At 69.2% G+C, this 16326-nt stretch carries 8 protein-coding genes and 1 pseudogene; 7 read left to right on the top strand and 2 right to left on the bottom strand.

Going from position 1 to position 16326, the window contains the following annotated elements; translation table 11 throughout:
- The first annotated feature begins 223 nt into the window (after positions 1 to 223).
- The 6 genes and pseudogenes from ACIG3E_RS01640 to ACIG3E_RS01615 all read left to right on the top strand — a co-directional run bounded on the left by ACIG3E_RS01640 (position 224) and on the right by ACIG3E_RS01615 (position 14316).
- On the top strand, positions 224 to 1690 hold the full coding sequence (locus ACIG3E_RS01640; RefSeq protein ID WP_399609907.1) for an FG-GAP repeat protein: 1467 nt from the start codon (positions 224 to 226) through the stop codon (positions 1688 to 1690).
- 124 nt (positions 1691 to 1814) lie between these two features.
- A complete protein-coding gene (locus ACIG3E_RS01635) occupies positions 1815 to 5438 on the top strand; it encodes a LamG-like jellyroll fold domain-containing protein (RefSeq protein WP_399609905.1) in 3624 nt (1207 codons plus the stop codon).
- Positions 5439 to 5533: 95 nt separating this feature from the next.
- Entirely contained in the window at positions 5534 to 12370 is a 6837-nt protein-coding gene (locus ACIG3E_RS01630; RefSeq protein ID WP_399609903.1) for a polymorphic toxin-type HINT domain-containing protein, read from the top strand.
- A complete protein-coding gene (locus ACIG3E_RS01625) occupies positions 12363 to 12884 on the top strand; it encodes a DUF4265 domain-containing protein (RefSeq protein WP_399609901.1) in 522 nt (173 codons plus the stop codon). Before ACIG3E_RS01630 ends, ACIG3E_RS01625 begins: the two co-directional genes overlap by 8 nt.
- A 191-nt stretch (positions 12885 to 13075) precedes the next feature.
- A pseudogene (locus ACIG3E_RS01620) lies at positions 13076 to 13399 on the top strand (DUF3710 domain-containing protein); the annotation flags it as partial.
- A 104-nt stretch (positions 13400 to 13503) separates the two neighbouring features.
- On the top strand, positions 13504 to 14316 hold the full coding sequence (locus ACIG3E_RS01615) for a hypothetical protein (RefSeq protein WP_399609899.1): 813 nt from the start codon (positions 13504 to 13506) through the stop codon (positions 14314 to 14316).
- Between the two features lie 7 nt (positions 14317 to 14323).
- Here the strand turns inward: ACIG3E_RS01615 and ACIG3E_RS01610 are convergent, their stop codons facing one another.
- Positions 14324 to 14527 (bottom strand): DUF397 domain-containing protein, encoded by a 204-nt coding sequence (locus tag ACIG3E_RS01610; protein ID WP_399609897.1) that lies wholly within the window; start codon positions 14525 to 14527, stop codon positions 14324 to 14326.
- Between the two features lie 16 nt (positions 14528 to 14543).
- Entirely contained in the window at positions 14544 to 15395 is an 852-nt protein-coding gene (locus ACIG3E_RS01605) for a helix-turn-helix domain-containing protein (RefSeq protein WP_399609895.1), read from the bottom strand.
- A gap of 235 nt (positions 15396 to 15630) precedes the next feature.
- On the opposite strand from ACIG3E_RS01605, the gene ACIG3E_RS01600 reads away from it, so the two are divergent.
- Positions 15631 to 16110 (top strand): ATP-binding protein, encoded by a 480-nt coding sequence (locus tag ACIG3E_RS01600; protein WP_399609893.1) that lies wholly within the window; start codon positions 15631 to 15633, stop codon positions 16108 to 16110.
- Positions 16111 to 16326: the final 216 nt, after the last annotated feature.

Below are 16326 nucleotides of genomic sequence, written 5' to 3'. Positions count from 1 at the left end.
CAGTCACAGATGCACAGCGACACGCGAGGTCATGTGTCCTGAGTCACATTGACCTCTTGGGTGCGCCGAGCATTTACTCCCTCACCTGTGAACATTCTGTGACCGTTGTCTGTAACTCTGGGGTGGGGTTGTGGAGTTGAGTCGAGGCGCGCGCCGAGGCGTGCGGGTGACCGGGTGGGGAGTGGCAGCGGCTCTCGTGGCGGCGGCCACGACATCGCTCTCCGTGGGAGCGTCGCCCGCTGCCGCCGCCACGTGCACCGAGGGGGCGGGGTCGGACTTCAACGGCGACGGCATCCGCGACATGGCGGTCGCCGACCCCGAGGCCACGGTGGCGGGGAAGGCCGGAGCGGGGCTCGTCCGCGTCGTCCTCGGAGGCGACAAGGGGGTCTCCGAGATCTCCCAGAAGCTGAGCGGGATGACGGCGGACCCGGAGACGGGCGACAAGTTCGGCGCGTCGCTCGCGGTGTACGACGCCGACAAGGACGGGTGCGACGACTTGGTGGTCGGCGCTCCCTACGAGGACGTCAAGACCGCCGACGGGGCCCAAGCGGACGCCGGTGCCGTGTACGTCATCCACGGACGGCCCTCCGGCATCGGCGAGGGCTCAAGGGTCCAGAGCTACACACAGGCGGGACTTGACGGAGACACCGCGACCGAGGCCGGGGACCTCTTCGGCTACGCGCTCGCGGCGGGCACCAAGGCGGGTGGCAAGCCGTACCTCGCCATCGGCGTACCGGGCGAAGCCATCGGCCAGATCTCCGACGCCGGATGCATCCACTACGTCCAGGGCGCCACCAAGACCACGGTCAACCAGGACGATCCCGATGTGCCCGGGGTGGCGGAGGCCAACGACCGGTTCGGCCAGACGCTCGCGGCCACGAGCCGCTTCATCGCCGCGGGCGCGCCCGGCGAGGCGATCGGCGACGAGTCGTTCGCCGGGGCGGTGACGCTGTTCAACCACACCATCGAGGACGGGCGGCCGACTTCCCTCGACGGGGTGGACGAGAACCATCCGGCCCTGGTGACGGGCGCGGCCGCCAAGGACGACCGCTTCGGCACCGCGCTGTCCATGATCCCCTACCGGCCGTCGGGGGCGGACTCCGAGACGGACGCGCTCCTGGCCGTCGGCGCGCCCAACGAGAACGTGGGCACGGTCGCTGACGCGGGCGCCGTCACCGTCATCCGCGTCAAGCCGTCCGGGGCCGTCACCGAAGTCGACTTCGTCGACCGACTGGCCTCCGGAGGCGACGAGCGCCCCGCGGCGGCGGACTTCTTCGGCCAGCGGGTCGCCCTGGCCAACACGGACCCGGGCGCGACCGCCACGGCGGAGACGATCAAGCTCGCCGTCAGCGTCCCGAACCAAGAGGTGGGGTCCGCGGAGAACGCGGGCGCCGTGCACGTCCTGTCGCCCCTCGGTCCGCCCACGGCGGGAGGCAAGGTCCTCACGCGGGGCCACGGCCTGCCGGGCACCGCCGAGGCACGCGACTTCACGGGGCTCGGCCTGTGGGGCACGTACAGGGACCTGTACGTGGGAGTGCCGTACAGCAAGACGCCGGGCGACCGGAAGGGCCTGGTGTACGCGACGTCCTGGAAGCACATCGACGGGGGCGCGGGGTCGGTGCGCACGGTGAAGCCGGGGGCGAGCGGCATCCCGGACGAAGGCAAGGCGTTCGGCTCGGACATCCGGTAGGCGGCGCCCGGCCGCGCGAGCCCCGAGGGAGTTCGCGCCGCCTCCGGCCCACGACGCAAGCGCTTTCGACGCAGGGGGAACCGTGAAGAGCAGGGCAGGGGGGCGGGCGCGAAGAGCGGTCGCCGTGGCCGGAGTGATCACTTCCGTACTGGCCGCCGGAATCACCGGCTTGCCGACGGCGACCGCGGCACCGTCCGAACGGCCGTCGGCGTCCCCGACCGCGGCACCGCGTACGGAGCTCACGGACAACGCGGCCGCCCGGCGCGCGGACGAGGCCGGGAAGCGCGTCGAGGTCCTCAGCAGGCGCACCGAACGCAGCCAGACGTTCGCGAACCCGGACGGCACCTTCACCGCCAAGGAGTTCGTGGAGCCGGTCCGCACGCGCAAGGACGGCGAGTGGACCGACATCGACACGACCCTGGTCCGGCGGCCCGGCGGTGCGCTCGCGCCCAGGGCCACCCCCACCGCCGTGACCATCTCGGGTGGTGGGGACGGCCCGTTCGCCACGATGGCGCGGGACGGCAGGAAGCTCTCCCTCTCCTGGCCGGGCAAGCTGCCCGCCCCGGAGGTCGAGGGCCCCACGGCCACGTACCGCTCGGTGCTGCCGGACGTCGACCTGGTCGTGCGTGCGGAGCCCGAGGGCTTCGCGCACATGCTGGTCGTCAAGTCCGCCGCGGCGGCGGCCGATCCCGAGCTGGCCTCCGTCGAGCTGCCCATCGACGCCGAGGGCCTGGACGTCCGCAAGGACGCCGAGGGCGGGCTCGTGGTGAAGGACGAGCAGACCGGGGGCACGGTCTTCGAAGCCGCGCAGCCGGTGATGTGGGACTCGCGCGGCGAAGGCCGGACCGCGGGCCCGCGCAAGCGTGCCGCCACCGTGCCGCAGGTCACGCCGGGCGACGGCGCCCGGGTCGCGGACGTCGAGCTCGGCCTGCGCGAGCACGCCATGGTCCTCAAGCCGGACCTGGACCTGCTCAGGGGGGCGAACACGCGCTATCCGGTGATCATCGACCCGGTCGCGAGGACGAAGGGCCGCACGGGCTGGACCTGGGTGTCGTCCGCGAAGCCGGGCCTGGAGGGCTGGAAGTTCCCCAACTCCGACGACGGCGTCGAGTCCGGCAAGGGCGTCGGCCGCTGCCCGGCGAACTACTCCGTGCGCTGCACCGGTAACGACGACGTGCAGCGCCAGTACTACGCCCTGCCGACCGGAAGCTTCGAGGACAAGAAGATCCTCAAGGCCGAGTTCGCGATCACCCTGGTGCACACGTACAACAGCGAGGCGCGCTCGGTGCAGCTGCACCGGGTGAACAGCTCCGGCGGCAGCGCGATCAACTCCCGTACGAACTGGTCCAACAGGCCGTCCAGCAAGGACCACATCACCTCGGAGTCGCCGACGAACCCGACCGGCTCCTGCTCGGCCACCAACCAGAACGTGCGCTTCAACGTCAAGGGCACCGTGCAGAAGGCGGCGTCCAGCGGCTGGGACACCACCACGTTCGGGCTCCAGGCCGCCAGCGAGGACTCCTACGCGTCATGGAAGCGGTTCTGCAACAACGCCGCACTCGAAGTGACGTACAACAGGGCGCCCTACCAGCCGAAGATGGACGAGCTGTCCATGAACCCCGGTGGCCGCTGCACCTACGGGGAGGCCACCAAGCACTACACGAAGAAGGCGCCGACACTGTCGGCGATCGTGTGGGACCCGGACCACGGTGACGCGCAGGGGAACACGGAGCGGCTGAGGGCCCAGTTCGAGATCTTCTGGACGGACAAGAACGGCAAGGAGCAGAAACGCGTCGTCACGACCCACTACGAGCAGTCGGGCAACGGACGTGGCCGCGACAGCGGCTTCGCTGAGTTCACCTACACGGTCGGCAAGGACATCACCGGTGACGGCACGGGGGAGTTCTCGGTGCCGCAGAACACCGTGATCGGCTGGTGGGTGCGTGGTGGTGACGACATCGGCGGCTCGGACGAGTCCTGGGGGCCCTGGAGCCACGAGGGATCCGGCACCCGGTGCGAGTTCATTCTCGACGAGACCGCGCCCGACGCGCCCGAGGTGAAGTCGGAGAGGTTCCCGGACGACGGCAAGTGGCATGCGGGCGTGGGCGACTACGGCACCTTCGAGCTGCACTCCGAGGGCACGGACGCGGTCAAGTACCGCTACCAGTTCACGGGTGAGGCGGAGAAGACCGTCACCCCCAGCGCGCCGGGCCGACCGGTCACGCTGCGCTGGATGCCCCAGCGGGAGGCTCCGACGACGCTGTACGTCGAGGCCGTGGACCGGGCGGGCAACAGCAGGGAGATCACCAGGTCCTACCGCTTCCGGGTCGCCAAGGGGCGCTCGGCCAAGGCCTCCTGGGCCCTCGCGGACCCCGTCGGGTCCACACAGGCCGCGGGGAACGACAACACCGCGGCGGCCACGGCAGGCTCCGGCGTCACCTTCGGCAGGAAGGGGCCGCACGGCTCGGTGCGCACGGCGGCGACCCTGGACGGCTCCAGCGGCGCCTACCTCAACGCCGGTCAGCACGTCGTCGACACGGACAAGACCTTCTCCGTCGCGGGCTGGGTGCAGCTGCCCGAACTGCCGAAGACCTCGATGACGGTCATCAGCCAGGACGGCTCCGCCCAGTCCGGCTTCTCGCTCGGGTACGACGCCACCTCCCGGCGGTGGGCCTTCCGTGCTCCCGACAGCGAGATCGGGTCGGTCACCTCGTGGGAGGTCCAGGGCCCGAGGCCGGTACCCGGTGAGTGGACCCACCTCGTGGGCGTCTACGACAAGGACGAGGTCAAGTCCGGCTCGGACGGCACCATGCGCATGTACGTCAACGGCACGCTGGTGCAGGGCGATGTCCAGGAGCGCCCGACCACCTGGAACGCCACCGGCTCGCTCCAGATCGGACGCGCGCTGGAGCCCGACGGGTACACCGCGCACCTCAAGGGGACGGTGGCGGACGTACAGGTCTTCGACCGCGTCCTCGCCGTGGGCGAGACCCGGAGCCTGGGCGGGATTCCGCCCCTGCAGCTCGCCTACTGGGACATGGACGAGGCTGACGGGGGCGTGGTGCCGGACCGTTCGGGCGGCAAGGGGCTGACGATGCGCGGTGGGGCCTCCCTCTACCAGCCGGACGACTCCTGCGACGAGCTCGACCCGAACTGCAAGCCCGCCGAGCAGCCCGTGTGGGGCGACGGCCACCTGGCCCTGAACGGCAAGGACGGCTACGCGAGCCGCCCGGCCGGACTGCTCAAGTCCAAGGCCAGCTTCACGGTCACGGCCCGGGCCAGGCTCAGCTCGCCCGACGCCACGGCGAGCCAGACGGTGTTCGCGCTGCCGGGGACCGAGGGCTCGGCGGCCACGGTCCGGTTCGACAAGGAGTCCGGCCGCTGGCAGCTGCGGCTGACCGAGAAGGACGCACCGGACGCGCCCGCGCAGGAGGCGATCGCCAAGGGGGTCCAGCCCAGCACCTCGGGTGACGGCGACCATCTGGCCCTGTCCTACAACGCCCTCTTCGAAGAGGTCCGGCTGTATGTGAACGGCCAGTGGACGGACCAGGTCGTGAAGTGGCCCAACGACTGGGACTTCGCCAAGACCGGTGTGCAGGTGGGCCGCTCGGGGCTGACGTCGGGCTCCGCGTACTTCTCCGGCGCGATCGACGAAGTGCGGCTCTTCGAAGGGGCCTTCGACGAGCCGCTGGTCGCCACGGTGGCGAGGCTCGAGTCCGGTGTGAACCTGGACGGAACGGTGACGTAGGCGAGGGCACGCGGGCGGGACGGCTCCACGGCCGTCCCGCCCGGCAGGCCGCCCCGCGGGCACAGCCCGCTTCCCACACTTCCCGGAGATATGTCATGTCTACGTCCAAATGGTTCCGCCTGCCCTCCTGGTCCGCGCGCCGCGGCGCACGCCGCCAGATCGTCCTCGCGCTCGGCGTCTCACTGGCCGTGGGGCTGCTTCCGCAGTACGCCCCGGACGCGGCGGCCGACGACAAGGGCCGGACCCGGCCCGAAGTCCAGGACCTGGGCAAGCCGGTGCCCGGCAAGGACCTCAAGGGCGAGCGGCCCAGAGCCAACCCGGCCGAGCGGGCCCGGGTGGACCGGGCGGCCGCGGTGGACTGGCCGAAGCCCGGCAGCGACGCGGTGTCGCTGGGCTCCGCGAGCCGTGCGGCCAAGGCGGAGGGCCTGCCGCTGGAGATCGGCCCGCCCAAGAAGCGCGGGAGATCCAGACCGGAGACGCCGGACACCGTCAAGGTCGACGTGGTCGGCCGGGAGAAGACGAAGGCCGCGGGCATCGACGGCGTCCTGCTCACCGTCGCCGACGCGGGCAAGGCAGGGCGGGCGGGCCGGACCGACGGCCCCGGTGCCGTCCGCGTCACCCTCGACTACTCGGGGTTCGCCGAGGCCTACGGCGCCGGATACGGTTCCCGCCTTCGCCTGGTGCAGCTGCCGCAGTGTGCCCTGACCACACCGCAGAAGCGCGGCTGCGCCGCCCCGCGCGAGCTGCCCACGGCCAACGACACCGCCGCCAGGACCCTGAGCGCGGACGTCCCCGTCGCGGCGCGGGGAGCCCGGTCCGCCCCCACCGTCCTCGCGGCGACCGCCGGGGCCTCGGGCGACCAGGGCAGCTTCGGCGCCACCCCGCTCGCGCCGTCCGCCGAGTGGAGCGTCTCCAACTCCTCCGGCGCGTTCAACTGGACGTACCCGCTGCGCACGCCCCCGGCGCCGGGCGGGCTCGTGCCGTCCGTCGCGCTCGGCTACAACTCCCAGTCGGTCGACGGTCAGACGGCCGCCACCAACAACCAGGGCTCCTGGATCGGGCAGGGCTTCGGCTACGAGCCCGGCTTCATCGAGCGGCGGTACAAGCCGTGCGCCGACGACGGCCAGGCCAAGACCAACGGCGACCAGTGCTGGGCGTACGACAACGCCACCATTCAGCTGGCCGGGGGCAGTTCCGGCGAGCTGATCAAGGACGACGACACCGGCGAGTGGCGGGTCAGCGGTGACGACAACAGCAAGGTCGAGAAGCTGACCGGAGCCAGCAACGGCGACGACAACGGCGAGCACTGGCGCGTCACCACGACCGACGGCACCCAGTACTACTTCGGCCTGGACAACCTGCCCGGCTACACCTCGGGCAAGGAGCAGACCGGCTCCACCTGGACGGTTCCCGTCTACGGCGACGACTCGGGCGAGCCCTGCTACGACGCGACCCTCGCCAACGCCCACTGCAAGCAGGCCTGGCGGTGGAACCTCGACTACGTCGTCGACCCGCACGACAACGCCATGTCGTACTTCTACGGCAAGGAGACCAACTACTACACGCAGGGCCTGAAGACCGACGAGAACGGCAAGTCGTACACGCGCGGGGGGTACCTCAAGCGCATCGACTACGGCCAGCGCGACGGCAAGGTCTACAGCACACCGGCCGCCGCCCGCATGGTGTTCGACACCGACGAGCGCTGTCTGGCCGCTGCGGCCGACTGTCAGCCCGGCGACCTCACGGACGCGACGGCGGGCCGCTGGCCGGACGTGCCCTGGGACCTCAACTGCAAGGCCGACACCAAGTGCAAGGGGCAGAACAGCCCGACGTTCTGGACCCGCAAGAAGCTCAGCAAGGTCACGACGCAGATCCGCTACGGCGACGGCTACGCCGACGTCGACTCGTGGAGCCTCGGCCACCTCTTCACCGACAACGGCGACAGTTCGAAGTCGCTGTGGCTCAACACCATCAAGCAGACCGGGCACGCGGGCTCCGGGACGGCCGACACACCGGCCGTCGAACTCCTCGGTCAGCAGCTGCCCAACCGCGTCGACAAGCCGGGCGACCACATCCAGGCGATGAACCGCTTCCGCATCGCGGGGGTCGACAACGGCTCCGGCGGTCGGCTGGACATCCTCTACCGCGAGGCTGAGTGCAAGGCGGCGTCCCTGCCCGACGCGGACAGCCCCAAGAAGGCGTGCTATCCGGTGAAGTGGAATCCGCCGGGCGCGGAGGACCCGATCACCGACTGGTTCCACAAGTACCTCGTCGCCCGTGTCGTCGAGGACGACATGACGGCGGACACGCCCGACAACGTCAGTGAATACGACTACCAGGGCGACGCGGGCTGGAAGAAGGCCCGGGCCGACGGCATCACCAAGAGCGAGTACCGCACGCACAGCGACTGGCGCGGCTACGGCACGGTCCGGGTGACCAAGTCCGACGGCACCGTCAGCTCCGCCGATCAGCGCACCGAGCACGTCTTCCTGCGGGGCCTCGGCGGGGAGGTCACGGACTCGACCGGCACCAAGCACGCCGACGACGAGGAACTCTCCGGCCAGGAACTGGAGACGATCACCTACGACGGCGGCTACGCGGCCGACAAGATCGTCTCGAAGAGCATCAGCACGACGTGGACCCGGGCCACCGCGACCCGGGTGAAGGACTGGGGCACCCGCAAGGCCTACTACGTACGCCCGCAGACCACGCGGACGTACACCGCGCTGCCGGGCGGCAAGTGGCAGGAGGTGGCCGCCACCACCCGCTACGACGCTGCCACCGGCCGCGCGGTCGAGACCGACGACTTCGGGAAGATCGGCGACAGCGGCGACAACCTGTGCGCCCGCACCGAGTACGCGGACAACAAGGCCAAGAACATCTACGACCTGGTCTCCCGTGCCGAGAAGGTCGCCGTCACCTGTGACGCCAAGCCGGACCGCAAGACCCAGGTCATCTCCGACGAGCTCACCTTCTACGACGGCAAGGGCCTGGGCGAGGCCCCGACCAAGGGCGATGCCACGAAGGTGCAGCGCCTTTCCAAGCACGACGGCACCACGCCCACCTACCAGACGGTGTCCGAGGCCACGACTGCCGACTTCGACAAGTTCGGACGCCCGCTGAAGGTCAAGGACGCCAAGGGCATCGAGACGAAGTTCGCGTACACGGAGACCGACGGTCTGACGACCAAGCAGACGGAGACGAACCCGCTGGGCTGGGAGGTCTCCACGGAGTACGTGCGCTCGTGGGGCGTCCCGGCCGCGCAGGTCGACATGAACGGCAAGCGCAGCGACCTCGGCTACGACGCCCTGGGCCGCCTCACTTCGGTCTGGCTGCCCGACCGGTCCCGGGCCAAGGACTTCACTCCGTCCATCAAGTACACCTATCTGATCCGCAAGACCGCGTCGACAGCGGTCAAGACGGAGCGGATCGAGAACAACGGCACGTCCTACGGCACCGAGTACACGATCTACGACGGCTTGCTGCGGCCCCGCCAGCAGCAGTCCGAGGGGCCGAACGGCGGCAGGATCGTCGCCGACACGCACCGCGACGGCCTCGGCAACGTCGTCGAGACGGCCGCGGACTACTACGCCGCCGGTGCCCCCGCCGCCACGGTCTTCAAGCCCGTCGGGGAGGTGGACGGCCAGACCATCACGCGGTACGACGGGGCGGGCCGCAAGAAGGCCGAGATCTTCAAGGTCGCCGAAGAGGAGAAGTGGCGCACGACGTACGCCTACGACGGCGACCGCGTGCACGTCGACCCCCCGCCCGGCACGGCACCCACGACCACGCTCACGGACGGCCGCGGCAGGACGACCGAGATCCGCCGCTACAAGGGCGACAAGCCCTCCCCGACGGGCACGTCGGAGGACTACGAGGCCACGTCGTACACGTACACACCGGCCGGACAGCTCAAGTCCGTCGAGGACCCGGCGGGCAACACCTGGTCGTACGGATACGACCAGCGCGGCCGCAAGACGTCGGCCACCGACCCGGACACGGGCAAGTCGACGTACACCTACGACGCCCTGGACCGCCTGGTCTCCACCACGGACATGCGCGGCAAGTCGACGTCCACCAAGTACGACGAGCTGGGCCGCCCCACGTCGACGTGGGAGGGCGAGCCGGACAAGGGCACCCAGCTGACCGCGACGACCTACGACCACGTCGCCAAGGGCCAGACGTACGGCACGTACAAGTACGAGAACGGCAAGGTCCAGACCTCGACGCTCAACGTCCAGCTGGACGAGCTGTACCAGCCGACGCTGACCAAGGTGGCGCTGGGTGGTGACACGGCTTCCGAGCTCGCGGGCACCTACGAGTTCGGCACCCAGTACAACCCGGACGGCACCGTCCAGTCGCAGAGCATCCCGGCCGCGGGCGGCCTCGGCTCCGAGACGCTCACCTATACGTACGACGCGCTGCAGCGTCCGACGCAGCTCCTGTCCACCCTGGACGGCAAGCGTCAGGGAGCGTACGTCGGACAGGCGTCGTACGCCCCGACCTCCCAGCTCCAGCAGCTGGAACTGGGCACGGTCGGCGGCTCGGACGGCAAGAAGACCTGGCTGACCTACGAGTACGAGCGCGGCACCGACCGCCTGAAGAACTCCAGCGTGGACGTCTCGGGTGTCGACGCGGTGACCTACGACGCCGACTACACCTACGACGCCTCCGGCAACGTCACCTCGATCGCCGACACCCCCCAGGGCGGCCAGGCGGACGTCCAGTGCTTCCGCTACGACTGGCAGCGGCGCCTGAAGGCCGCCTGGGCGACGTCCAACTCCTCCGACGGCGCGGCGGGCACCGGCAAGCAGGACAAGGCGTGCGCGAGCGACCCGAGCCCCACGACGCTCGGCGGCCCGGGAGCCTACTGGCAGGACTTCGACTACGACGCCTCGGGCAACCGCAGCAAGCAGGTCCTGCACGGCGTGAGCGGCAAGCCGGACGTCACACGGACGTACAGCTACGGCAAGGACGCGGACGGCAACGGCGGCCCGCACACCCTCACCAAGGTCGTGAAGGACACCCCGGCCAGCAGCAGCGGTCCCGCGGTCAAGGCGCAGGACACCTTCGCCTACGACGCGGCGGGCAACACCCGCCAGCGCGTGCTGAACGGCACGACGCAGGACCTGACCTGGAACGCCGAAGGCAGGCTGACCAAGTCGGCGAAGCCGGACACGGAGGCCACGGCCTTCTCGTACGACGCTTCCGGCAACCGGCTGCTGCGCAAGGAACCCGGTGAGCAGACGCTGTACCTGCCGGGCATGGAGCTCAGCCTGAACACCGCCACGCGGGCGGTGCAGGCGACCCGCTACTACGGCTTCGGCGGCCGGACCGTGGCGATGCGCACGACGAAGGGCGTGCGGTTCCTGGCGGGCGACCACCACGGGACTTCGCTGGCAGCCGTCGACGCGGCGTCGGGCGAGGTCACGCGGCGCCGCATGGACCCCTTCGGCAACGCGCGGGACACCGGCACGGTCGAGCCGTGGGTCGACGACAAGGGCTTCCTCGGCAAGTCGGTCGACGCGACCACGGGCTTGACGCACATCGGCGCACGGGAGTACGAGCCGGAGAACGGCCGCTTCGTCTCGGCCGACCCGCTGATCGACTTCACCGATCCGCAGCAGATCAACGGCTACGCGTACGCCAACAACAGCCCGGTGACGCTGTCCGACCCGACCGGCGAGAGGCCCGACGACTGCATCTACATGGGCGTCACATGCCGGTTGAAGGACAACGGCGGCTGGGAGGTCAAGCCCACCAAGACCTATTACCGGTACTACCAGCTCGACAAGACCCCGGCGCAGCGGAAGGCCATCGTCGCCCGCACCCGGGCCGACATCCAGCAGAGCCGCGCCGTCCTGGCCGCCAAGGAACTCGGCAAGATCATCCAGGACGAGCTCGGCATCACGGACGCGCTCGACTGCTTCAGCACCGGGAGCCTCGGCTCCTGCGGGGCGACGATCCTCAACGTCGTCACGAGCGCGATCGGCGCCAAGGTCGGCCAGTTGGCCAAGAAGTACGTGCTGAACTGGCGCAAGGGAGTCGCCCTCGGCAAACGGATCTGGGGCCTGCTCAGCCAGCTCAAGGACAGCGTCGGCAAATGGCGCACCCTCGACAAGCGGGCCGACAAACTGGAGGCCGCGGCCGCCAAGTCGAGCTGCGCGACCGGGAACAGCTTCACACCCACGACCAGAGTCCTGATGGCCGACGGCAGCACGAAGGCCATCAGAGACGTCGACGTGGGCGACAAGGTCCTGGCCGCCGACCCGAAGACCGGCAAGACGAAGGTCGAGACGGTCACCGCCGAGATCAAGGGCAAGGGCGCCAAGCGCCTCGTCAAGATCACGATCGACACGGACGGCAAGAAGGGCCCCAGGACCGCCTCCGTCACCGCCACGGACGGCCACCCCTTCTGGGTCCCGGAACTCGGCGAGTGGATCGACGCGACGGACCTCCGCCCGGGCCAGTGGCTCCGCACGAGCGCGGGAACGCACGTACAGATCACCGCGGTCACCCGCTGGACCCGGTCGGCGACGGTGCACAACCTTACGGTTGCGGATCTGCATACGTACTATGTGCTGGCGGCCGCTGCGCCGGTTCTTGTGCATAACTGCAACAGAGCTGGTTTGGATTTCACTGATGCTGAGAGGCAGAAGGTCTACGACGCTAACGCCGCGAAGAATGGCGGCGAATACAAGTGTGACTACTGTGGGCAGACGGTGGAACGGCGCGCATCGCGAGATGCCAATGGGAACGCCATCAAGGGGAGGCCCGACGATGCCCAGATCGACCACATAGAGCCGAGGGCCAGGGGTGGACATGGCGGCGACCATAATGGCGCTGTGGCCTGCCGTCGATGCAACAGGGATAAATCCACGAAGCCTCTGGAGGATTGGGACGATGAGCTCAGAGAATTCCTCGATGACTAGCGTCGGGAAGTCGGCGTCGGACGATAGGCCTGAGAGGCTGTACAAGGTAGCCTTCGACCTCCCTGAGGAGACGGCCCACTGGGCGCGTGCGTCTGCGGAGCGACTCTGGACCGGGAAGACTTCCGTGAAGATGGAAGTTCAGGTTCGGAACACTCCCTTCTACGTGAAGGGTGTTGCCTTCGGGGATATCGTGAGGGTCAGGGCTGATCACGAGCGCAGGGAGCTCGTGTTCGAGGAGTTCGTTTCTGAGTCTGGGCATTCAGCGGTTCGCATCATCATTAAAGGTGACGGCGTGGGGGAGGAAGTCGACGCCATGCTCCGCGCCTTTGAATGTTCCTGGGAGATTGATAAAACCGGCTCTCTGTGGGCAATCGATGTGCCGCCGCACGTTGATTACACATCTATGAGAACCGCTCTCCTTCGACTTTCCAGTGAAGAGAAAATTGGCATCGAAGAGAGTGCCCTTGCGAGGGCTCACCGCGACGGACTCGAATTGCCAGAGCCGGATCACTAATATGATCCGCAAGAAGCGCCGCCGGATTCATTCTGGCGCGGCGGGGCTTCTTGCGGTCTTGACGACAACGTCAGCGGACTACGGCTGCGGCGGGTGGAAGAGTTCCTTGGCTGTGCGATGAGCGCGTACCAAGAGGTTCTGGAGACGGGAGTGGTCAGCCGCTCGGGCAGGCGTGGTGAGGGGTCGGGGCCCTGGGACGTGGCCGAGAAGCAGGCGGGCGAAGGGTATGTCGGCTTGGGGGCCTGCTTGTTCCCGACGGTGCGGATGTGGTGCTCAAGCCGATGCCGGGTACGGGCAGGGAGGTCATCGGGGTCACCGTTGTATCGGGACGACGTACGGCGATCCAGTTGCAGGCCTTTCGTGCTACCGCCGACCGGCCCTGGGTGCAGGTGCGCAGTGAGCTGATGGAAAAGCTGTCGACCGCCGATGCCGGACCTGTGGAGCAGGCTGCGGGTGCCGGGTACGAGATCCGAGCGCAACCGTCCGTGCGGCGGCCGGATGGGCAGGTTTCGAGTATGTCCGTCCGCTACCGGAGGTACCTCACGGGGAGGAGCGCGATTCCAGAACGCGACGCCCGGGTGCAGGGGGGTGCGACCTTGTCAGCAGGATGTTTTCACGTTTGCCAGTCATTGATGATCTGCAGAATGGAAAGAGTCTTATGCGTATTTTTCGCAGGCGGCGTTCGTGGTGTGCGGGTGCCGTGGTCGCGCCGGTTCTTCTGGGCGTGGTCGCCTGTGGCGCGGGCTCCGATGGGGAGGGGGAGCGGGCGGGGGACGGGAAGAGCCGCGATGCTGCGCAGGGCGTGAAGGCCGAGAGGGCGGACGGGCGGGCGCAGGCGGGTGGGGGCCGTCGGGCGGCGTTGAAGGAGATGGCGCTCGCCGCCGAGGACGTGGGTGGGCGCAAGATCAGGCCGATGAACAACGCGCTGGCGGCGGCGTACGGGAAGGGCGGATCCATCGCCGACCCGGCCCGGTGCCGACCGCTGGACGACATGTTGTCGTACGGGTCCAGCCCCGAGCCCAAGGCGTTCCATCCCCTTTCCGTCGTCGAGAAGGGCTCCACGTACGACGCGCCGAAGGGCACGAAGCTCGTTGTGGGCCTCGCGGCGCACGACGTTTCCGGTGCCAAGAAGGTGTTGGCGAAACTGCGGGCCGCGGTGACGACGTGCGGAAGCGGCTTTGAAGGCGGGAATGGCGCGTACGACGAAGTCCAGGAGCAGTCCCCCGAGGGCCTAGGGGACGAGTCGGTCTCGTACGTGGTGTGGGGTGGCGCGCACGGGGAGGACGCCGGTGCCCTCTTCACCGTGGTGCGCAGCGGCTCGACCGTCGTCACCTTCAACGCCACCGACCTGGAGGCGCCCTGGAAGGTCACGAAGCCTGACCGCGCGCTGGTCAAGGCCCAGGTGGCGAAGGTAGCGAAGGCGGCGCACTGAATCTGGTCTACGGCTGGGATGTGCGCCCTCGGGTGGGTGCGGTGCCGGTCTTGAGGGCCGATATGAGGGTGGCGAGTGGGGCCGGGTGGGTGGTGAGGATCGTTTGGGGGTCGTCGCTTTCCCGGAGGAGGACGGTGCCGTTGGGGCCGGCGGCCACGTAGACGCAAGACGATGCCTCTGAGCTGTAGGAGGACTTCTGCCAGTTCAGCATGAGATAAGGGGTTCCTTCAGGCTCGGGCTGCTGCTTGGTGGATCAGTGCGCGAGATTTCTCGGCGGACAGCGCGAGCGCTTCCAGGCGGTCCAGGACTGTTCTGTACCGCTCCAACTGAGCGGCAGCGTCGATGAATTCACTCCCATGTTCGGTATCGATCTGGACGGTGTCTAGTTGCGCAACGGGACCGCTCGCGTAGTCGAGCCCTTGCCCTGAGCCGGGGAAGGCTCCTCGGCCGAACGGAATCACCAGCACCGTGACGTTGTCGAGCTGGCTCATCTCGGCCAGGTGGGCCAGCTGCTCGGCGGCCACGGTGGGACCGCCGACCTGCATGCGCAGAGCTGCCTCGTGGATGACAGCCGTGTAGCGGAGTGGCGCATCGCCGTACAGAACGGCTTGTCGCTTGATCCGGAACGACTGCCGGTGTTCGATCTCATGCGGTAGCAGGGGCGGGACCGCGTCGCCGAAGAGGGCGCGGGCATGCTGGGCGGTCTGCAACAGCCCGGGGATGTGCAGTGCTTGCGCCACCCGTAGTGCGGCGGCGTGATGTTCGACTTCGGCCAGGTCCAGCAGGCCGTGTGGTAGCAGACCGCGGTACTCCTCCCACCACCCGCGCGTCCGGCCGCCCGTCATGCCGACCAGAGCCTCGATGAGGCTGTAGTCGGCGCAGGCGTAGTTGCGGGCGATGGCGCGTACGCGGTCAGGTCCGACGGCGTAGCGGCCTGCCTCGATGTTGCTGACGCGGGACTGGTTGACGCCGAGTCGGGACGCGGCCTGATTGGTGGACAGTCCGGCGCGATCACGTAGTTTGCGCAGCTCGGCGCCGAGCCGCCGCTGCCGCAGCGTGGGTTGCTTGCCAGGCGGCATATCCGTCACCTCTCGGGTGCGCAGGGAAGGGCCCCGTCACTCACACGAGTGACGATGAGCCCTATTCCTCTCTTCCGATGGAATATAGGCCATCGGCCAGCCTACGGTTGTCGTGCTCGGCCTCAACTGCCGCGCTCCAGAAGCCAGAAGCGCAACGCACCGTAGCGAATCGCGGCATGCCGTCGCTGGGCCCGACCGGCCCGTTGCCCGACCTCCACCGCCCCAGGAGCCACCCATGCCCACCACAGCCCCCGCTCCAGCCTGGTCATATGTTCTCCATCTCCCGCACGACCCCAGAGCCCCCCGCGTCGCCCGCATGACCCTCCGCGCGGCCCTCGCCGCGCACGGGCCCGTCGAACTCCTCGACGCGGCCGAGCTGTTGACGTCCGAGCTCGTCACCAATGCCTACCGGCACACGTCCGGGCCCGCCGCCCTCCGCGTACGCGGTCTTGACGGCCCGCGCCATGGGATCCGGGTGGGCGTGTGGGACACCGACCCGCGCATCCCGCCCCCGTTCGACGCGACCCCCGCGCACCGCCCGCCCCTCCGACCCGCCCCACCGGGTGCAGACCATGGCCGTGGGCTGCATCTCGTCCGGCTGTGCGCCGACGCGTGGGGCGGCTTCCCGCTCGGTGACGACTTGTTCGGCCGGGGCGGCAAGCTGCTCTGGTTCGAGGTGGTGGCCCCGGGGCTGGCCTTGGAGGTCGTGGCGTGACGGCAGTGGACGGGCACATCCGTTCGAAAACTGCAAGGCGGCGGTCAGGCCTGTCCCGGCACAGGACAAGCCCCCATCCCGCCCGCACGTTCGACCGCCACCCCGGCATCGCAGGATCGCCCAAACGCGGTGAAGTCCGTAGTATCCGACCTAGGGATGACGACCCACCCCAAAGGTGGAGACCTCTGACCTGCGGTGATCCCTCTGCGTGTGCGG

The sequence above is a fragment of the Streptomyces sp. NPDC053474 genome (assembly GCF_044544845.1).
Taxonomy (GTDB): domain Bacteria; phylum Actinomycetota; class Actinomycetes; order Streptomycetales; family Streptomycetaceae; genus Streptomyces.
The sequence above is the reverse complement of the archived record's forward strand: the minus strand, read 5'-3'. Positions and strand labels throughout refer to the sequence as shown.

Coding starts and splice junctions, on each gene's coding strand:
- ACIG3E_RS01610 (WP_399609897.1), bottom strand. CDS start 14,527: ATGCTGAACTGGCAGAAGTCCTCCTACAGCTCAGAGGCATCGTCTTGC.
- ACIG3E_RS01605 (WP_399609895.1), bottom strand. CDS start 15,395: ATGCCGCCTGGCAAGCAACCCACGCTGCGGCAGCGGCGGCTCGGCGCC.
- ACIG3E_RS01630 (WP_399609903.1), top strand. CDS start 5,534: ATGTCTACGTCCAAATGGTTCCGCCTGCCCTCCTGGTCCGCGCGCCGC.
- ACIG3E_RS01625 (WP_399609901.1), top strand. CDS start 12,363: ATGACTAGCGTCGGGAAGTCGGCGTCGGACGATAGGCCTGAGAGGCTG.
- ACIG3E_RS01600 (WP_399609893.1), top strand. CDS start 15,631: ATGCCCACCACAGCCCCCGCTCCAGCCTGGTCATATGTTCTCCATCTC.